Raw genomic sequence first — 20,133 nt, forward strand, 5'->3', positions numbered from 1 at the left:
CAGAACCGGACGTCCAATGCGGATGCATGTCCGTCAGGATCAACGCGCCGATGGCGCGACGCCGGGGCGCGTGATCACGGGGCGCGCGATCACTGATCGATAAATTCTCGCACGAGAGTCAGGGATTTCGGCCCCTTCGGCCGGTTCATCCGCTCTCCCCAGAAGATCAGGACGTCGGTCAACGCGGGCTGATCCGAGTGCATCTGGCCGATCGACTGCCCCAGACGCTCGATGATGAAGGCCGGATCACTGTCCTGCAGGATGATGGCAGCACCGTCCGGCCGGGCCTCCAGAAGCAGCCCCTCGACGCTGCGCCGCTCGTGCGCGCGGACCAGGAACGCCACCAGCAGCCAACGCAGAGCGGCCCAGCGATGAAGGTCTTCGTAGCGCGGCAGCGTCGCGTTGCGGTCGAGCACCTGGGCCACGCTGCCTTTGGGAAAGGAATGCGTGGCGAGGTGCGTGCGGACGAGCAGCAGGACGTAGCCCGCGGCGGCCACCCAGGCCACCCACCACAGACAGCCCCGCAGGATTTCGCCGGTGGTGGGTTCGATGCGGAGGGGGGCCGTGCCCACCGCCGGCTCCACGTCGTCGATGAATCGATAGCGGACCGAGAGGGTATCGGGCAGAGAGCCGAACAGGCCATGCAGCCACAGCGCGCAGCACGAGCGGCCCGAGCCGAGCCGCACCGCCACCCGGTGGTCGTTCACCTCCACGGTGGCGTCGATGAGTTGGCCGCCGGCGTCGACGACGATCTGGTCCGCGCCCGGCGGGAGCGGCGCGTTCTCGATGTCGAAGAACAGGCTCTGGTCGCCGCGTTCGAGGTCGCCGTAGGAGAGCGCCAGGGGAGGGCCGGAGGGAGGGCCGCGGGTGTGCGCCGCGTACGTGACCCGCACGTCCGCCGGCTCGACGACGAGGGTCACCTCGGCCGTCGCCTCACCCTCGTGGGGCGGCGCCGCCCGCACCTCCACCGTGAACCGGTTCTCGCGCCGCCCCAGGCTCGACACGCCGGAAAGGTCACGCATCAGGCTCAGGGTGAGCGGCCGACCATCGGCAATGGCCATGGGGCGGTCGGGTGCGACCGGCACGCCCGCATCGTCCGTGAGCGCGAGCCAGGGCGGCGCGTCGCGCAGGGTCACGGTCAGGGCCGAGGGCTGGCCGGCCATCTGGCTCACCGTGACGCGCCCCACGGACTCGGCCGCGGCGCCGGGGCGGAACTCCGCACGCAACTCCCCGGCGGCACAGGACGGGCACGCCCCCTCGCCCGACACGGCAACGGCGTAGCCGACGTCGGGGGCAACCACCCGCAGCTTGAGCGGGGTGCCCTCCTGGATCACGAATCCGGGAACGGTGAAGGTTCCGCCGGCCTCGTAGACTCCGGTCTCGGCGGTCGGAAGGGGACCATGCGCCCGGCTCTCGGCCCGGTCGAGGGTCAGCGGAACCGTCGCCCGCCGCCCGCCGGGGTCGATCCAGGCGGAGATTCGCGCCGACGGAGGCAGCGCCGCGAAGTCGAACGGAGCACCCGTCTGGCCGGCGTCAGGCGGCTCCGCCAGCGTCGCCTCAAGCGCATAGGCACGCCCTTGGAACAGTTCGATGACGCCCTCGGCGTCCGGGGCGACGACCGCGCCCTGGGCGTCGCGGACGGCAAGGTCAAGGCGGGTCCCGATCTCGACCAGCAGCATCACCCGGTCGTCCACCGGCCGGTCGTAGCGGAGCGTGACCGGACCGGCCGGCAAGGCCGGGAGGAACCGATACTGCCGGGTGATCGCCCGCAGGCGTTCGTTGCGCCAGCCGGCCGCCGTGTCGGGCTGCTGCATGGCGCTGTGCAAGGTGGCCGCCGGGGCCCGGTCGAAGCTGGTCTCGACCACGTCCGGAACGGGCTGATCGGCGGCGGCGGCGGCAACGCTGGCGATCCGGGCGATGGAGAAGGGACTGGAGACGGTGATGCGGTCGCCGTCGATGCGGCTGAACCCGTTGACGGCCGTCCGGTCCGTCGCGGAAATGCGGGCCGTGATGTCGAACAGCGCCTTGCGCAGATCCTCCGCCGCACCGACCTCGTGGTTGCCGTCGTCGGTGCTGCCGTTGAACACGGTGAGGAGACCGGCACGCACGCCCTGCGCGTCGACCTTGGCACGCAGGGCGTCGTCGGGGCCGATCAGCACGAAGTCGACCCGCAGCGCCCCTTTCAGGCGCTGCTTGTAGGCCCGGAACACCGCCTGCAGGGCGGCCGGCCCCGGACCCGGCCGCTTGCCGTCGAAGAACGCGCCGTCCGTCAGCACGATCAGAAAGGCCTGGTCGTCCGGGCCGGTGCGTGCGACCAGTTCCCTGAGCACGAACTCCAGCGGCTCGTAAGGCGTTCCCCCATTTGCCCGCGCCCAGTCCGTCGCCATCGTCGCGAGCAGGTCCTGGTGCGCGTCGGCCGTTGCGAACCGCTCCTCGCGGACGAGCGGGAGTCCGAGCCGGGCGATCGCCTCCATGGCCTCCGGCGAGGCCTCGGGATAGGCCCCGCGGATCCGCGCGAGATCGCCGCTCGACCGGCTGTGCGCGGCGTTGAAGACCGACAGCCGGGCGGTCAGCAGGCGGTCGTTGCCGGGCCGGCCGTCGAGCGTCGACGCCAGGACCTGGGCGCCGAAGGCCGGCAGGTTGACCCGGCCGGCCATGCTCCCGGAATCGTCATAGACGATGCCGACCACCCGTGCGGCCATGGCCGGTGCCGGGCCGAACGCCAGAATGCCCAGCCACGCCGCCAGCACCGCCCTCAGGACGAAGCCGGCCGGCGCCGCGCCGGTCACGGCGCCGGCTCCGGAGGCGGGGCGGGGGTGGCGGCCCGGGCGATCCAGGCGGCTCCATCGAAATCGAAGGCATCGGACAGCCGGTCCGCACCGAAGCGGTAGTGGAGCGTCGGCGTCTCGGTGTTCTCCGCCAGCCATCCGGTGAACTGCGCCAGAGCCCGCTCGATCCGGGCGGAGTACAGATGGACCGCCCGGGCGACCCCCAGGTCGGTCGGCCAGTCCTCGATCACCAGGAGGTCGATGCGGTCGGCCTCCGGCCCTGCGCCGGGCGCGGCCGTGTCGCGCCCGCCGCCGGCACGCTCGATGCCCGCCACCACCGTCTCGGCCGCAGCCGGGGCGATCCGGTCGTCGAGCGGGCTTTCCGCGACGATGCGGGGATAGCGCTGCGCCAGGGTTGCCGAGACCGCGTCGGCCGCGGCGAGCAAGCCTTCCTGCACCGGGCCCGCCTGGGGCGAGACCACGGCGATGCGGTGCCCGAGTCCGGGGAACAGCCCGTCGAGGAGGTCGTTCAGAACCGCGGCCAGGGTGAAGGCGATGCGCGCCGGGTCGCCGGCGCCGAGACCGCCCGCGCCGTCGAAGCGGTAGCTGATCGCCGCCATGTTGACGCTCTGGTGTTCGCGCCGGACCATGTCGCCGGGCTGGAGATGGACCGCCTTGACGACCTGCGGCCCGGACAGCGTGTCGGTGACGTGGTAGCCCACGGTGGTGCGCTCCACCGGGGCGTGGAGCAGCATGGAACGGATGTGCAGGCCGGTCTTGCGGTCGGAGCTGTGAATGGCTTCGCTCATCACCGTGCGTTCGTCGAACGGCAGGCGGTACGTGCGTGCGAAACGGAAGCCGATGCCGCCCTGGACCTGGAAGTGCGCGCGGGGATCGCTGAGGGGCCGGACCGCGATGTCCCCGTCGGCCCGCTCGACCATGTAGTGGCGGCCGCGGGCCAGGATGACGGTGCCTCTGACGAACGCCAGCCCGAGATCATCGCGGGCGACCCAGCCGACCGTGTGCCGGTCGATGCCGCCGACCGTCAGCGCGGCCAGGGGTTTCAGCGAGGCGGGCAGGCTCCGGTGGTTGCGACAGAAGTACCGGACATCGTCCGCGAGGCCGGGGTCGCTGGCCAGCGACGGCTCGGCCGCCGCCGCACCGGCGCTGCGCCGGTCGATCTCGACCGTCAGTTGCTCACCGGGAAACTGGCTGTGCAGCAGCGTCTCGATCCCGTGACGGGTCGGCGAGACCCTGAACGCGCGCAGCAGGTTCGGGTTGCCGAGCGCCTCGAAATGGCGCGTCGCCTCGACGCGGGTGAGCGTCGAGGCCCCCCGGTCGCGGTCCTGCCCGGCGGGCGACAGCATTCGCATCAGGATGATCAGCGCCAGTTCCCGAAGCCCGCCGCGCGGCTGCGGCGCGATCGGCTGGAACGGAGCGCCGGTGAGGCCCTTGATCGCCTCCTCCAGCCGCGCCGGCTCCACGAGGAAGTCGCGGAGCGGGTAGGCGTGGCTGGCGACGAGGACCAGGAACTCATGGGGAAGCTGGCCCTGGTAGAGGTCGGTGAAGACGTCGTGAAGGTTGCCACGGTCCTCGACCAGCGCGACCAGGGAGGCCCGCTCGAACGCCGCCTGGTGCACGGTCGCCACGGCTGAGAGCTGGGCCACGCCCGCCGCCCCCAGCGCCTCGCCCTGCAGGCGGTCGTCGAGAAGCGCCCAACGCCCGTCCTCCTTGAGCTCCCAGGGGTCCAGGTTCACGCAGCGGGCGCCGGCGCGCAGGGCCGGCAGCAGGAGCAACGGAACCGCGTCGATGCCGTCCCGGTTCGCGCCAGGCACCGGCAGCCCGCTGAGGGGGCTGTCCAGAAGGGCGTCGCGCGCCGCCGGTCCACGGTCCCAGATCAGCGTGTAGAGCCGGGATCCGGCGCGCGAGCGCAACGACACCTCGACCGGCGCCCGGTTGGTCGCCCCGAACAGATGATGGTAGAGGTTCTTGACCTCCGCACGCGGCGCGCCCTGCGCGATCACCCGAACGCGGCGGGCGGGAACGCGCATCCACAGCAGCGCCAGATGCAGGTGCAGAAGGGACGGGTCGAAGCGGTGCGCGTCGACCAGGATGATCAGGCGCAGGCGTTCGAGCGCGTGGTCGAAATCCCGCGCGCGCGGGCCGAGGATGCGGTCCTGAAGCCCCTCGTGGGTGACCAGCAGCAGGGAGGGAATGCTCGACGGGTCGAAATCCCCCATGTCCTGGGTCCACCAGGTCTGGGTCACGTCGGTGCAATGATCGGCGAACACGCGCCAGAGCGTGTCGCGCACGGTGCGGAACGCGATGTCCGGGCACAGCACCAGAGTCGCGCCCCCCTCGTCCTGGGACAGCGACACCGCTTCCGCGAGGGCACGGTAGTGGAGGTCGCTCAGGGGCTCCTCAAAGTAGACGTTGACGTTGGGCTCCCCCCGCCCGGCCGGCCGCTCGATGTCGTTGCGCCCGACCGCCACCAGGAAGCGCTCCAGCGCGTCCGCCCCGTCGCGGTCGAGACGCATCTCCTTGGTCGTCTGATCGACGAACCGGCTCACGGCGGCGCCGAGGCGCTGGCTCGGCTCCACCCGCTCGCGGAGCAGCCGCCCCGTGGGCTTTCCGACCTCGCGTTTCTCGGAAAACAGCAAGCCCTTGCCGTCGCCCAGCGTCTTGTACGCCTGGTACAGTTTGTCGAGCGACGGCACGAACTCGGCGCGCGCCGTCGCCTGGGTGCGGACCCGCCGGGAGGTCGACGCCCCCCAGGTCCGCGCGTAGAGGATGCCGGCGGCCAGCACCACCCCCGCCCACAGGAACCCCAGCGTGCGGTCGTTCGCCGACTCGTCGAATTCCGCGGCGGCCAGCCGCACGAGATGGATCACCGCGACGAAGGCCAGCGTCGCCACCAGAGCGCGGCCCGCCGCCGCCCGCGCGCCGGACCGTGGCCGCCCCGCCTCGACCGGGTCTTCGATCGGCGCCAACCAGTTCCAGACCGGCCGGAACACCGCGTGCGCCGCCGTCGCCACAGCGGCGAGAAGCCCGGCGGCGGCGACGTTGATCAGGATGTCGACGGCAAGGAACGCCGTGGCCGGCTCGATTCCCGCCGCTCCGGCCATCCACAGCGTGCCGCGCCGCACCAGGACGGCGAACACACCGACGACCATGAGAATCCCCTCGGCCGTCCGATGGAGCGTCTCGAGCGCGTTGAGCAGGCCCACGCCCGTGTCCGTGATGCGGTAGGTGAGGTAGGCGGCAAAGGCGGCGACCGCACCGGCGATGACGATCAGCAGGCGGCTGCTCATCCACCGCTCGCCGGGGCGGGGCGCGGTGGCGCCGCTGCCCGTCTGGCCACCGTCAGAGATCATGCGACACTTCCTCCCCGTCGAGATCGACGCCGACCAGCAGGATGGTCGCGGGGCCCACGAAGAGCGTCGACTCCAGGCTGAAGCGGACGGTGCCCTCCGCGGTTTCCACGGTGATCGGTGCCGGCCGGAGATCCCTGGCGGGGTCGATGCGGTCGAGGATGCAGGCCGGCCAGCGGGTGACCCGCTCCCGGGCGACCGCGTCATGGTGGCGATTGAAGAACTGCCGGTCCTCGCCGGGCTCCAGCGTCACCGCCGCCTCCCGGTGGGGCCGCGGGCGGATCTGGCGCAGGGCACGGTCGAACGCGTGGACGTCGTTCTCGGCCCCCCGCCGGGCAACCTCCTCGTGCAGCAGGTCGAGCCAGGGAATGCGGCTGGTGAGGATCACATAGTTGAGGGCAGCCCGCATGGCCTCGTGCGCCCGCTCCGCCAGATCCCGCCGCTTGCGGCGCAGGTCGTCGATGGCCCACCGCATGGTGCGGCGGCGATCCGACACCGCGTTCCACACCAGGGCCACGCCGAGCCCCGTCGCCATGGCCCAGGCGATCGGCAGCACCGGCACGCCGGTCCCCAGCAGCGTGTCCAGGAACGCCACCGGGGTCCGGGGTGGCGGCGTCCGTGCCCATCCATGGGCGAGAACGGTGGCCAGGGCCGCCGCCGGCAGCATCCAGGGCAGGTGGACGTAGCGCCGCGGAACCAGCCGCCGCACGGCCGTCCGGGCGTTCACCGCGGCTTTCCGGTAGTCCCCGTACTCCTTCATGTTGGTCAGCGCGAGACGGTCGACGCTCACCTCCACCTGGGGGACGGCCGCGGTGCGGGATTCCGACGGGACCTGGATGAACATCAGCTTGGCCCGGCGCTCGCTGGCCGCCTCGAGCAGTTCGGCCCGTTTGCTCCAAACCTGCTGCTTCATCCGCTCCAGCGCCTGCGCCGCCTCTCCGGACAGCCCGGCGTTGGTGACGGCCATGATGCCGATCGCGCCGCGCAACTGCTTCTCGCGCGACCGCGTGGCGCTCTGGTGCAGGCTCTGTTTGCGCTCGCCGACGGTCCGCAGGCTCTCGACGCTCCAGCGGTCGAGCGCGTCGAAATCCGCCTCCAGGTCCCGTTGGAAGCGGACGTCGAGGGTCGCCGTCCAGAAGGTCTCGCGCTCGTGGACGTCGTCCCAGCTGGCGGGCGGCGGCTCGGGCGGCGCGATCTCCAGATCGTGCGGCGCAACCTCCTCCTCGATCCGCTTCAGAATGGTGGTGACCTCGGTGTCCCGCTGGTCCGCGGCGTCGCCACCGCCGCTCCGCCCCGGCGCCCCCGCCGCCGCCGGCATGTCCGCCGCCACGGCGTAGAAGGCGTGCAGCAGCGTGCCGATCCTTTCCGAGGACAGCACCGGGTAGGCGCCCGACAGCTCCAGCGCGGTGATCCGACCACGGAGCTGGCGATGGAACTCACGCACCGAGGCGGCGCCGCTCTCCGCGCCGTCGCCCGTGCGGTGCCCGTCCTCGTCCAGGAACGCCATGACGCACCGCAACAGAGCGAACTGGCGCGCGTGCACCTCCTCGTCGTCGGTCCGCACCGTCGGGCGCCGCAGCAGCACCGCCCCGTCGAAGGGCTGCCGGCCCTGGTTGGTGGGATCGTTGAGGAACGTCCGGTCCAGATCCCGCCACACCGCGCCGCCGTCCGCCACCGGCCGGGCGCCGTCGCGGATCACGACGAAGCGCCGCAGGCTCCTGCGGATTCCGCTGGACCCCTCCAGCCGCTCCTCCAGGCGGCGGGCGAGGTTCAGGACCTCCTGCGCCCGCTCCGGCTCGTGCCGCGGATCCGGCAGCACGACCAGGAGCGTGAGGCGGCTGAGGCGCCGCTCGTCGAGGAGGGCGAGGTCCTCGAACAGATCGGCCAGCAGGCTCTCGGTGTCGTCGCCGTACATGCGGGGCCAGCGGGTGCCCCACACGAGGGCATCCTCGCCGCCCCCGCTGCGTTCGCCGCCGACCGTACGGAACTCCACGACGCCGCTCCGGCTGCGCCCGTGGAGATCGAGGGCGAAGCGGCGGACGAGGTCGGCGAACGGCCATTCGGGGTCGAGGTTGGCCACGGTGATCCGGGCGTCCCGCCCGTCCGCCACCGGCTCCTCCGACACCCGCTCTTCCGACAGCGGGTCCGTCATGCCGGGACACGGGTCTGCTGGAGCGGCGCGACGGCTCCGTCATGGACCTGTTTCAGGCTGCGCGCCGTTTCCTCGCGCACGCCGTCCTGCCGGGTGAACGACGCGAAGGCCGCGGCCCAGGTTGCGGATTCGTACGCGGTGACCGCCGCCTCCCTCCCCGGCGGCTCGAGATGGGAGAGCACCTCGTCGGCCATTTCCGCCAGGAGCAGATGGCGCGCGGCGAACAGGGCGGCGCAGGCGAGTTCGCGCTGTTCGACGTGCTGGCGGTCGCGGCCGATCTCCAGGATGTGGAGTGCGCAGGCAACGCCGGCCACCTTGTCGGCGAGCGGCAGGGTCTCCAGGTCGGAGCCGGGCAACAGCGCGCCCTTCTCGGCGTTCCAGGCGTCCAGCGCGGCGCGCACCAGGTCCGCCCGCTGCTCGAAGGCGAGCAGGATGTCCCACAGGCGGCCGGTGTCGGCGAGCCGGGCGCGCAGGCCGCCATGGGCGACGCGCCCGATGGTCGCGAAGTTGGCGACGGGCCGGCCATAATCCGTGTCCCGTTGGATGAGGCCCATGCCCAAGGCCGCGACGAACGCCCGCGCCGCGTCCATCCGTTCCCTCTGCTGGATCTCCGGGAAGATCTCCGGCAGGCGGCCGCCGCGGTGCCAGTCGCGGTGGATGTGCGGTGTGATGGTGGAGATGTAGCGCCGCTCCGAACCGAGGGCGCGGGCGCCGATCTCCTCGTCGATCAGCCGGCCGACCCGGTCGGCGTAGGCGCCGAAATAGCGCCCGCGGGCCGTCTCGTTGACGTTGGCGGTGGGCAGGCCGCCCGGGTTCAGCTTGGCGAGATGGCGCAGCTCCAGATTGACCCGGTGGTTGACGCACAGCAGTTCGTGCTCGGAGAACTCCGGCAACACCAGCGGCTGCTCGCCCTGCTTCAAGGTGAACAGCGCGTCGAACTCGCCGTCGTCGTTGTAGGCCTCCTTCACGCTGGGCGCGATCGCCCAGAAGACGATGCGCTGGCCCCGGCCGGGATCGTCGAATGTGAGGAACGGTTCGGCCTGGGAGGCGACGACGTCCACAGCCTCCTTGATCCGCGTCCTCCAGTCGACGCCCCGGCGCTCGGCTTCGCGCTTGGCCGCCTCGATGACCGACACGTTCCAGACCGACGCGAAATCGCTGCGCACCGACGCCGCCGCAAAGCCGTCGATGACCGACGTCTCGAACAGGTGCCGCAGCTCACGGAATCCGGTGGTGCGGCGTTGCTTGCGGTCCTCCCGGTGCTGGCGGTAGATGGCGCGGTTGAGCCCCCGGTTCGCCGCCTCGTTCTGGCGCAGCCCCGCCGTCTTGAGGCGCAGATCGTCCCACAGGGCGCGCTTGCTGTCGGCTTCGGCATCGACGAAAAGGTTGCCGGTGAACGCCCCGGCGCCGGTGGCGTGCCGGTTCTCCTCGCGTTCCATGTCCTCATCCAGCCGCTCCAGGACATGCCCGACCTCGCCGAACAGCCCGGCGTAGCTGTTGGCAAGGGCGTCGATCTCGGCGATCAGAAGGTCGAGCACCTTGACGGTGAGCGACCCCTCGACGAACCGGCGCAGGTGCAGCAGGCTGGCGTTGTAGTAGGACGTGTACTTGCCGACGAACTGGGCCGTCTTCTTGGTGAGACGGTCGAGAAGGCCGGGATTGGCGTGACGGCGCGCCTTGTCGAGGATGCGGGGATGACCGCGCATCGCCTCGTCGTGCGCCGAGGCCATGCCCTCGTCGAACACCGTGGCGGCGGTCATGAGACTGCGGCGCAGCACGCCGATGTCGATCTGTCGGCGCCGCCTGAGCGCCTCTTTGCGCAGCGCGTACAGGAAGGCGCGCACCTGCACGGCGTGGGGACCGCCGCGGACGATGTAGGTCTGCAGGTGGTAGGGCCGAAGCTCGCCCTCGCCGAGGTCGTCCTCGGTGGAGAGGACGTTGATGAAGAGATCCTGCGGCCGCTGGAACAGGCTGGCCTCGGCGGCGCGCAGGTCGTCGTCCAGCGCCGCTTCGCTGACCCGCACGAGGGCCTCCAGCCGGGCCAGGTTGCGGAACGCCGTCGAGTCGATCGGCGGCCGGTCCCGCAGCTCCCTGAGGCGCTCGGTGTTCCAGAAGGTGTCGACGAGGTGCCCCAGAAGGGCGTCGAGATAGGTGGTGTGGAGCGGCACCTCGACCTCGCCGACGCGTTCATCGGCCACTTTGGGATAGAGGTTGCGCCGCGTTTCGGCGAAGAAGGCGATCCGCTCGCGCAGGGCGAGCTGGTCGAGGTCCTCCAGATAGGCGTCCCCCTGCTCGACGATCTGCAGCGTCAGATTGCCGGCCGCCCGCTGCTCCTCGTAACGACGGACCCGCTCCAGATACATGCGGTCGAGGCGCAGCCAGTCCCCGGACAGCACCTCGCGGGCGAACCGCAGCGTCAGGTACTGGGCGATCTCCTGGGCCGGGTACACCACCGCCGACACCCCGACGGCGCCGAACATGTTGCTGGTGTTGGCCGCCGCCGCCCCCAGCTTGGCCAGGGCGTCGTTGATGGTCACGCTGGCGATGCGCAGACCGATGGGGGTGAAGATCTGCTGGTAGACGGCACGGGCCACCATCTCCTTGTAATTGGCGATGCTGGGGCCAAGGTTTCCGCCGGCCGAGTTCTCGAAATCCACCAGGGTGATGCTCTGGTAGGGGATCTCGCCATCGCGCAGGGCCATGCCCGGACCGAATTCGTAGACGAGGTTGCGCGCCGACCTCTGCCGTTCCGCCCGGGCCACGGCGCCGTTCAGTTCCTTGAGGCTGGCGTAGCCGTTGGCCAGCACGTTCTCGATCTGCCCGGTCGGCAGGCTGGCGCCGCGGACGAACACGTCCGGCAGCATGAAGATGCCCCGCACCGATGCGCGAATCGCCCGCTCCTCCGCCAGGCGGCGCAGGAGCAGCCCGACCTGGATGAAGGAGCCCGAGCCGGTGGCCCCGGCGAGCGAGCCGGTGACGAGTATGTTGACCGTGCCGTCGAATTCAGTGCGGCCATCGTGCCGGGCCACCTGGGACAGGATGTCGCCGACACGGCTCTGCACCGCCCCGGCCTTCAACGCGGTGTACAAGGCGAGATGGGACAGCATCCGGATCTGCGCCGCGCCGTCGATCAGGCGCATGTTGAGAAGGGTGTCCGGCAGTTCGTCCCGCCCGAAACAGAAGGACTGTTCCACCTCGGCGTGCTTGGTCAGGATCTGGTAGATGGTGTCGGTGGAGCTGGTCTGGACACGGTTGCGGCTGTCGATCGCCCGCAGGCGCGACATGTCGTTGGCGTCGGTGTCGAAGCCGACGACGGCTAGGCGCCCCGCCGCCGAGGCGCCGAGCGTGCGGGCGCGCCGGTACACCCGCTCCGCGATCTCGCAGCCCGTGCCTCCCACCCCCACCAACAGCGTCGGCCGATAGTTCCCCTGGTCCACCGTCATTCTCCTTGTGATCATCGGCGTGGCGCTCTTCGGCTCGTCGCGGCGGAGCGCCGGCGCTCGGCACCGCGGGTTAGTTGACCGGCGGCGGGCTGCTCGCCCCGGCCCAGGCCACCCATGACTGATGAAGTCGCGGAATTCCCACCGCAAAGAAGATACCGACCCAAGAAAAGGTGATACCGATCAGTGTATTCCAGATGAGTTTCGAGATTTCTTTGCCATTTTTCTTTCCGTGGTAGATGACCATGTCGTTCGAGAAGCGGCGTCCTTTGTCGACGAACTTGCTGAGTACGACGACCAGCGAATCGTCGAGACGATCACCACACGCAGCAAAGCCGCGTCGCTCGCCACCGTCCGCGGCGCCTCTCGCCAACACCGACGACGCTTCGGCGATGAGTTCGTCGATCCCGTCGCGGTGGAAGGCGACACCCCTGATGTTCTCAAGGCTCAGTTTGTCGCGGGCAGCCTCGACGGCGTGACGGAACCGCCGCAAGGTGGCGACGATCGCCAGGGCTTCGCCGTCAAACCGGCTGACATACCCTTTGTCGTCCCAGTCCTGGTCGAGGTCCGCCAATGGCGCTGCGAAACGCCGCAAGCCGTTGGCGTAGGGAAGGCAGCCCTCCCCGATGATCGCCCGGCCTTCTTCGGCCCACAGGTGGAGATTGGCCCGCCCACCGCTCGCGGATCCCGGTGCTCTCAAGTAAATATAGGAGACGATCTTCCGTGCGCGGTCGGTCGACAGGCTTTCGTTGTTGATCCTATCAAGACACTTCAGAAGATTGTCGGAGAAATCCTGAGATATCGCTCGCCCTTTTTCCTTATCCGGAACGTCGCCATAGGCGGCAAACAGATACTCAATGATGCCGAGCTGCTGACGACTGCCGGACGCAAGCTCACGGTAGATGCGCTGCACGTCGGCGCCGAATCGCAGCATTTCGCTCGAAGCCATATCGTATTTGTTGGAGAGAAGATCGGTGACCGACGTGATGGCCGGGGCGCTTGGTCGCAGCACAACGAAGATATCATCTTTTGATGACGACACCGAGTACCAGACCGCCAGAATGGCCGATATCAGAATAATTCCAATTCTGAACAAGACAGTTATCAATACGCTTTGGCGACGATCGCCGTCGTCAACCTCATGGTTATCATCGAACATAATAAAACCCTGGCGACTCTCATGCGCGTTCACATGATAGACACCGCTTCACGCACCGCGCAACGACCATGTCAAACATACGATAAATAACATCCACATGTATTCTTTTGATATCGATCTTTCTCTGACGATCCGTCCGCGCTTGACTTATATTTCATTGCAATTGATTTTGAAGAAAATGAACCCGATGGACATGGGGGGATGAACGCGATGGGATCGATGGGAAAGGTCGCCGTCCTGGCCTTCGTCGCCGGCACCGCCGCATGGACCGCACCGCCGGTCGGTGCACAAGGACAGCCCCCCGCGCAGCCTTGGGCATCCGAATTGCCGCCGGTCATCCGCTCCGACACGGAACAGGACCAGATCCGGCGTGGCCAGGTGGGCATCGTCACCGGCCAGCCCGGCGGGGTCTACGCACGCCTGGGCGCGGACATGCTGCGGCTGCTCAACGACCGGGCCGGCGGCGAACTGCGCATCGCCGCGGTCACCGGGCAGGGCTCCATCAGCAACATCGACGACCTGCTGAATCTGCGGGGCATCGACTTCGCGATCCTGCAAAGCGACGTGCTGAAGGCCTACCGGGACACCCAGAGCGGTGGCGAACTGCAACAGAGCCTGCGCTATGTCAGCCGGCTGCACACCGAATACCTCCACATCCTGACCCGGCGCGATGTCATCGGCGAGCGCGAGGCGACGGCCTGCGTTCTGGCGGGAAAGCGGATCAACGTCGGCGGCCGCCTGTCGGGAACCTGGCTGACGGTCCGCTCGGTTCTCGAGGCGCTGATCGGGCTGGAGCTGGTCTACGACGACAGCGCGTCGACGGACGAGGGGATCGCCCAGCTCAAGGCGGGCACGGTGGACGCCGTCGCCTTCGTCGTTGGCAAGCCCGCGCCGGTCTTCAAGACGCTGTCGAGCAGCGACATCATCGACAACGGCTTGGAGTTGCTGGCGATCGGGCCGGACCTCTTCCGCGAGGGGTGCGACGGCGCGTCCCCCGCCGGCGGCCTTGATGGCACACCCTACGAGCCCGGCACGTTCACGCCGGCCGACTACCCCGACTTCGTGGTGCCGGGTCAAGCCGTGCCCACGATCGGGGTGCCGTCGGTGCTCGCCGCCTACGCCTGGGAACGCTGGGCGCCGCGCCACCGCCCGGCAAGCGCCTTCGTGCACGCCTTCTTCGAGCGGGCGCCCCAGGAACTGGGCCGGGCCGAGGCCGGCTACGACCGGAACTGGTGCGGGGTCGACCTTGCCCAGAAGGTCGGCGGCTGGGAGCGCCTGGACGCGGCGGCGGAGTGGATGCGCGACAACGCCGGCCGCAGCCTGCGGATCGCCTGCGTGCCCAGCCTCTGCAAGGACAAGGACACGCTGAACGCTGAATTCGTCAAATGGCTGAGCCAGCAGCCGGGCCCGCAACCCTCCGTCCAGGAAATTGTCGAAAAATTCGACACCTTTGAAGTGATTTCCGGATGCAAATAGCGGGGTCGTCTTGACGCGTTTTCTTGTCTTGGCATGGCTGTTCCTGGCGGCCGAGGTGGGCAGCGCCTTGGCCGCAAGCGAACCGATGCACGTGCTTCACATCTACATCGTGAACACCCACCTGCTCCAGGACCATGACGGGCTGGTGCGCACCTACCTGCACACGCGCTGGCGCGATGTCTACGATCCCCAGGTGTTCGCACGGGGCGACCGCCCGCGCCACCGGGCGATCATCGTCGCCCGGACGCCGGGCAATCGCTCGGCGTCGATGGTGCGATCGGTCGACTTGCCGGACGGGGTGGTGGACACCCCGATCGACGCCATGATCACCGCGTTGCAGGCGCTTCCCCGTCGACCGCGCAGCAGAGGGTACATCGACATCGACGTCGCGCTGGACACCGCCCGCCTGGACGTCGAAGACGCGTTCGCCGCGTTCGCCGAACGCGCCCGGCGAACACACGCCCGCCAGACCGTCACGATCATCGTCCACCTGCTGGGCGACGACCTCCGGGCCCGGCCACTCAACGCCGAAGAGCCTCTGAAGCTGGACGATTTCGACGTTCCGGACTCCTGCTTCGCCAACGGCGGGCTGGGTCGCATCGCCGAAGACTGGCTGAGGCAACTGCCGGACCGGTCGCTCATCACCCTGTCGCTGCAGGTGGTGATCGCCTCGTTTGGCGACACCGCGTTCTCGTCACGGGTGCTCGACAACATCGCGCAGGCGGTCACCGGGACCTCGGCGGTGCTGGGGGACCCGCTGGTCGTCCAGGACGGGCTGGATTGCCTCGGCGAGTCCGCCCCGCACCGCGTGCCACGGACGCCAACCCCGCAGCCGTCGGCGACCGATTGCCAGACCGCCGAAAACGCCCGGTTCCCGCGCATAACGGTCGAACCCCTGCGATGCGTCCGCATCGACTCCCCGGACGCGGTCGCGGCGTTGGCCCGCCGTCGCGCCGCGGTGTCGGATGCGATCGCCGGCCCGCCACGCCAGCCGCCGGGGCCCACGACCGCGGCGTCCCCGGCGACGCCCCAGCCGGCCATCCCGACCGCTCCAACGGTCCCGCCCTCCCCTGCGACGCCGCCGGGCGCGACGGCACCCCTGCCGGCACCAACGGCAACGGCACCGCCGACGGCACCGCACACGCCTCCCCCACCCGCCCCGAGCGCCACGGCGATGGCAACGGCACCGCCGGCGGCACCGTTACCGCCCGTGCGAACGCCGGCGTCGCCGCCCATGTCACCGCCCATGTCGCCGCCCATGTCACCGCCCATGTCACCGCCCATGTCACCGCCAACCTCACCGCCAACCTCGCCGCCATCAACACCGCCGCCGCCGACGGCTGCCGCGCCGGCGCCCTACGGCGGGCCGCCCCCCGCCGCCCACGCGGACGCCGCGGCCCCCGAAGCCACCGACCGCCGGGACACCCGCCGCGAGGCCGGCGGCGGCACGAGCGATCAGGGCACCGGCGCTGCCACGGACACGGCCGTGGCGGTCCCGCCGGCGACACCACCACGGCCGCGCGTCGACGCCCTCTTCCGGCACGATCCCGACCGCCGTCCCTTCCGCACGCGCATCGAACCGCCCCGGCTGGTCGTCGACCCGGCCAGCGCCGGGGCGGCCGTCGCCATCTTCGCGGTCCCCGTGCCAGGCACGGGGATTCCGTCGTCGGCCCGGCCGGTCCCGTTCCGCGTCGACAAGTCGGCGGCGACCGCGCGCTACCCGAGCGCGCACTACACCTTGGCGATCGAGATCCTGGCCCCCCTGCGCTGTCGCCTCGACGGAACCGTCCGCATCCGGTTCGGCCTCGAAGGGGTTGCCGTGGACAGGTCCAGCCACGGCACCTACGAGATCCGCCTGCACAACGCCTGCGGGATGGCGGAGGGCGTGCTGCCGTTTGGAAGGATGATCTTGAAATGACCCGCCCCTCCGGCGCCCACGGCGCGATGCCGGGGCTGATCGCCGCGACGCTCGCCATCGGCCTTGCCGGCGCCGCCGGCGATGGCACGGCCCTGGAGGCGAGGGCACGCCCCTCCACCGGCGCGACGACACCGGCCGCGGCAGCCGCACCCGCCGCGGCCGCGGCCGCGGCTGCGGCCGTTGCCACCAAGGTCATCGTGATTATCGACAGTTCGGGCAGCATGGTCGGCCGCACCACCGATGGGTACCGCAAGGACCGGGTGGCGCGGCAGGCCTTCCACGCCTTCGGCCGCGGCCTGGCACGCGAAGGAGTCGCCCTCCAGCTCGGCGTCGTGGCCTTCGGCCACACCGTCGCCTATGAGAAGGGCAGCGATGCGGCGAAGGCGCGCGGCTGCACCGACATCCAGGTGGTGGCGCAGCCCGGGACCCTCGGCGCCGATGTCCTGGACCGCCTGGACGGCGAGGTCGATCGCTTGACGGCGCGGGGCTACACCCCCATCGCCGGGGCCATCCGCCGGGCCGCCGACAGCCTGGGGCGCGACGGTGGGACGCTCGTCCTGATCACCGACTTCGACGAGACGTGCGAAGGCGGCATCCAGGCGCCCTGCGAGGCGCTCCAACAGATCAACGACGAGCGCGACGAAGCCGACCGGGTCTACATCGACGCCATCGTGGTGCCGAGGGCCGACGGCATGCGTCTCCAGGCGGTCGACCATCTGGCCCAATGCTCGGGCGCGCGGCGGATCGACCTGGCGCGGCCGCAGGACGCGGCGGAACGGATGGCCGAGGTGGTCGCCGGCATCGCCGACAAGGCGCGCCGCGCCGCACAGGTGCCTAAGGCCGGGCCGCCGACGCTACGCGTCGTGGCACTGGCCCGGGCGCCGGAGAGTGGCGGCGGCCTGGACGGCCTGCGGGTCGAGATCCGCCGGGCCCATGACGGCCTCGTCGCACTGCCAGCGCCGCTGCCTCTGCCGACCGACGCGCTGACGCTGCCCGCGGGGACCTATGACGTCTCGCTGCGCGCCGGAGAGGACGAGATCCTGCGGCGCGAGGGCGTCACCCTGGCCGCCGGCGATCAGGCGATCGTCTACTTCGCGCCGTGACGCTCCCAACGCGTGCGGCCGCGCACCCATTGGCCTCGGCCAGCACGCAACAGCTGAACGATTCTCGCATCTTGCCACGCATCCGACGGGTTCGCCGCGAGGCGTCGCCGGAGGCACCAAATATTATCCATGACGCTTATCGCCGCACAAGTGTGACAGGTTCGCTGTCCTCGGTGATTACTTTAGTATGGAAGCGTACCGATCGACTCATCGCCCAATATGCGTTCACAATACGCCGGTATGCTTGACCTCTGAATTCTTATTGCGCGGGAATCCGCTTGACTCGTCGGCGTTGTCTTGGCAATCTCCGGCTCAGAAACGAACCGCCCAAGAAATAAAGTTTTGCTTTCGAGCAAAGTTGATCTGTCCGCCCCAATGGGGGACAAGATCGGGATGATGTTTCGTCCTGTCGATGCCAATCCTTTTTGTTTGATCAAAGGATCTATGCCGTTTTGGCATTGACCGCTCTGCGCCATGGTCTGGCCGGTACGGCGTCGGTGGCGTGCCCCCACTGATGTGGAGGGCCGCACGCCGTGAGCCGGAGGCACGAGCGCAGGCGGCGGCGCCGGACTCCGCCGCCGGTACCACCACAGCCGGGGATCGCACCATGACGTTGGCCGAACGGAACCGCCCCTCGCTCGCCCCGGACGAGTCGTTCGGCTTTGCCGACGCGCTGGCCGCCGCGCGCTCGTCGATCGAGGAAAGCGCCCGTGTGCTGCAGGACTACGCGACGACAAGGCGCGCCGGGGCCGGGGCGCCGTTCTGCCTCGACTCCCGGGCCCTCGCCATCCTCGCCTACAAGGGGGCGCTGTCCCGGGTGCGTCGGCGCTTCTGGACCACGACCTTCCTGGGGTCGGGCTTCTGGTGCGACATCGACGAGGACATCCTCGATGCCAACGTCCGCATGACGATCGACTGCCGCCGCGCCGGCGGCGAGGTGCGGCGGCTCTTCCTGCTCGCGCTCACGCCGGAGGAGGAGATCCAGCGCATCCAGGACGAACGCATCCTCCTGCGCAAGTGCGACGACCGCGACGGGCTGGCCCGCCTCGACCAGCGGATGGCCAATCTGGCGGGCAACATCGCCCTGCTGCGCCATCACGGCTGCGACGTGCGGGTGAGCTGCGACCCCGACCGGCTGTACCAGAGCCTGCCGGTGGATCTCGACGTCGACCCGCGCGACACCGAGCTGGCGCTCTACGACGACTGGCGGTTCGACCTGTTCCGCGGCGGGCTGATCGGCTCCATCCAATGCGTCCAGGGCTACACCCCCGCGATGACCCGCTTCGCCGAGTACCGCGACGCCCTCGCCGGGCGCTTCGAGGAGCTGTGGGCGACGTCGACGCCGATGGCGGACTTCCTGGAGCGCCTGCGCCGCGACACCGAGGAATCGGTGCGGCGCATCGACTACCCCGTGAGCTGGCTGGTCCGCTACGACCACGCCCTCTCGCGCGAGGACGAAGCCCTGAAGCTGGAGGAGCTGAGCGCCGTGCGCGTCGACCTCATCCGGCTGGGCCGCTGGGGCGAGATCCGCCATTTCCTCGACGTCGGCACCTGCACCGGCCGCTACCCGCTGACCCTGCGGGACGCGGTGGTGCCGGAGGGCGCCATCCTCGGCGTCGACAACGACATCGACTGCGTCCGCTTCGCCAAGGCCAAGGTGCGTCGCGCGCTGGGCGATCAGACCCGCCTGCGCATCGAGCGGCACGATTTCCGATCGATGGAGCCGCCGGCCGCCGGCCGCTTCGACCTCGTCACCTGCATGCTCGGCACCCTGTCGCACTTCGAGCGCGGCTCCGCCACCGCGCCGCCCTTCGACGACCCCTTCCAGCGCGCCCTGGAGAAGTTCGCCCGCCTGCTCGCCGACGACGGCCTTCTGTTCTTCACCGTCTGGACGGAGGAGGCCTGCCGGGACCTGCGCTACCTCGGCATCTACGACGAGGACGACAAGCAGCGGCTCGCCCAGGCGGCGATCCGGCCCGAGGAGCTGCTGCTGCGGATCGCCGGCGCCGGCCTCGCCGCGCAGGCCCCGATCCGCCTCCAGGACCGCCTCGACCTCTACCGCTGCGCCCGGCAGCAGCCGCCGCCGGCGTAGGGCGGCGGCCCCGACCCGGAGGCGCCGCATGAGACACCGCAGAGGAAGACCCGCCATGGCCACCCCCGACACTTCGCCCAAGAAGCCCCAACCCGAAGGCGCCGCCGAGGACCCCGCGGCCACACTGGCCCGCCCCTTCATCGACGCCCACAACGCCTATCTGCAGCAGCTTGCCGAGAGCTGGCAGACGGCGCAGCGCGCGTACACCGACGCCCAGAGCGCCCACGCCAAGGCCTGCGACACCATGGCGCGCGACCTGCGGCGGGATATGGCCGAGCGCGGGCGCCGCCACGACGAGGAGCAATGGTCGGCCGCCCAGGCGGCCACCTGCGACGAGCGGCAGCGCGCCGCCATGACCGCCTATGGCCGCTGCTACAGCGACCTGTGGGGGGTCTGGCTGGCCGCCGCGCAGAAGCACGCCGGCCTCGCCCAGGACTGGGAGGCGACCACCGCCAAGCTGCAGAAGACCTATTCCGACCAGTGCAGCGCGGCCTACCGCACGTACCTGGCCGCGCTCCAGAAGGCCTGGCAGGGGGTGAACCTCGACCAGCTTCCGGCGGCGCTGCTCGGCTACGTCGCCTGGTCGGGCGGCGACGTGGCGCGCTGGGCCGGCGGCGCCCCGCCGCGCGCCTGACCGGCCCCGCCAGGACATCC

General features: G+C 70.3%; 10 protein-coding genes. 5 read left to right on the top strand and 5 right to left on the bottom strand.

Going from position 1 to position 20,133, the window contains the following annotated elements; genetic code table 11:
• Window positions 1-89 precede the first annotated feature (89 nt).
• The 5 genes from AC6H2I_RS23175 to AC6H2I_RS23195 form a co-directional block, all read right to left on the bottom strand.
• Window positions 90-2,789, bottom strand: coding sequence for a hypothetical protein (locus tag AC6H2I_RS23175; protein ID WP_497503121.1), 2,700 nt, complete (start codon window positions 2,787-2,789; stop codon window positions 90-92).
• Window positions 2,786-6,142, bottom strand: coding sequence for a hypothetical protein (locus AC6H2I_RS23180; protein WP_497503122.1), 3,357 nt, complete (start codon window positions 6,140-6,142; stop codon window positions 2,786-2,788). Before AC6H2I_RS23180 ends, AC6H2I_RS23175 begins: the two co-directional genes overlap by 4 nt.
• Window positions 6,132-8,291 carry a hypothetical protein gene (locus AC6H2I_RS23185; protein WP_497503123.1) on the bottom strand — a complete coding sequence of 720 codons (2,160 nt, stop codon included), beginning with the start codon at window positions 8,289-8,291 and terminating at the stop codon, window positions 6,132-6,134. The genes AC6H2I_RS23180 and AC6H2I_RS23185 overlap by 11 nt, the downstream gene beginning before the upstream one ends.
• Window positions 8,288-11,728 carry a tubulin-like doman-containing protein gene (locus AC6H2I_RS23190; protein ID WP_497503124.1) on the bottom strand — a complete coding sequence of 1,147 codons (3,441 nt, stop codon included), beginning with the start codon at window positions 11,726-11,728 and terminating at the stop codon, window positions 8,288-8,290. The genes AC6H2I_RS23185 and AC6H2I_RS23190 overlap by 4 nt, the downstream gene beginning before the upstream one ends.
• A 76-nt stretch (window positions 11,729-11,804) precedes the next feature.
• Window positions 11,805-12,923 (bottom strand): hypothetical protein, encoded by a 1,119-nt coding sequence (locus AC6H2I_RS23195; RefSeq protein ID WP_497503125.1) that lies wholly within the window; start codon window positions 12,921-12,923, stop codon window positions 11,805-11,807.
• 177 nt (window positions 12,924-13,100) lie between these two features.
• Between AC6H2I_RS23195 and AC6H2I_RS23200 the strand changes: the two genes are divergently transcribed.
• The 5 genes from AC6H2I_RS23200 to AC6H2I_RS23220 all read left to right on the top strand — a co-directional run bounded on the left by AC6H2I_RS23200 (window position 13,101) and on the right by AC6H2I_RS23220 (window position 20,113).
• Window positions 13,101-14,366, top strand: coding sequence for a TAXI family TRAP transporter solute-binding subunit (locus tag AC6H2I_RS23200; RefSeq protein ID WP_497503126.1), 1,266 nt, complete (start codon window positions 13,101-13,103; stop codon window positions 14,364-14,366).
• Window positions 14,367-14,394: 28 nt separating this feature from the next.
• A complete protein-coding gene (locus tag AC6H2I_RS23205) occupies window positions 14,395-16,284 on the top strand; it encodes a hypothetical protein (protein ID WP_497503127.1) in 1,890 nt (629 codons plus the stop codon).
• The gene (locus AC6H2I_RS23210) at window positions 16,281-17,387 is read left to right on the top strand and encodes a vWA domain-containing protein (protein ID WP_497503128.1); all 1,107 of its coding nucleotides are present in this window, start codon (window positions 16,281-16,283) and stop codon (window positions 17,385-17,387) included. The genes AC6H2I_RS23205 and AC6H2I_RS23210 overlap by 4 nt, the downstream gene beginning before the upstream one ends.
• 607 nt (window positions 17,388-17,994) lie before the next feature.
• Complete coding sequence (locus AC6H2I_RS23215) at window positions 17,995-19,479, top strand: class I SAM-dependent methyltransferase (protein ID WP_497503129.1); 1,485 nt, start codon at window positions 17,995-17,997, stop codon at window positions 19,477-19,479.
• A 55-nt stretch (window positions 19,480-19,534) separates the two neighbouring features.
• Complete coding sequence (locus AC6H2I_RS23220; protein WP_497503130.1) at window positions 19,535-20,113, top strand: hypothetical protein; 579 nt, start codon at window positions 19,535-19,537, stop codon at window positions 20,111-20,113.
• Window positions 20,114-20,133 lie beyond the last annotated feature (20 nt).

Source organism: Azospirillum sp. NS33 (assembly GCF_059703765.1).

Coding starts and splice junctions, on each gene's coding strand:
- AC6H2I_RS23210 (WP_497503128.1), top strand. CDS start 16,281: ATGACCCGCCCCTCCGGCGCCCACGGCGCGATGCCGGGGCTGATCGCC.
- AC6H2I_RS23185 (WP_497503123.1), bottom strand. CDS start 8,291: ATGACGGACCCGCTGTCGGAAGAGCGGGTGTCGGAGGAGCCGGTGGCG.
- AC6H2I_RS23220 (WP_497503130.1), top strand. CDS start 19,535: ATGGCCACCCCCGACACTTCGCCCAAGAAGCCCCAACCCGAAGGCGCC.
- AC6H2I_RS23200 (WP_497503126.1), top strand. CDS start 13,101: ATGGGATCGATGGGAAAGGTCGCCGTCCTGGCCTTCGTCGCCGGCACC.
- AC6H2I_RS23215 (WP_497503129.1), top strand. CDS start 17,995: ATGACGTTGGCCGAACGGAACCGCCCCTCGCTCGCCCCGGACGAGTCG.
- AC6H2I_RS23180 (WP_497503122.1), bottom strand. CDS start 6,142: ATGATCTCTGACGGTGGCCAGACGGGCAGCGGCGCCACCGCGCCCCGC.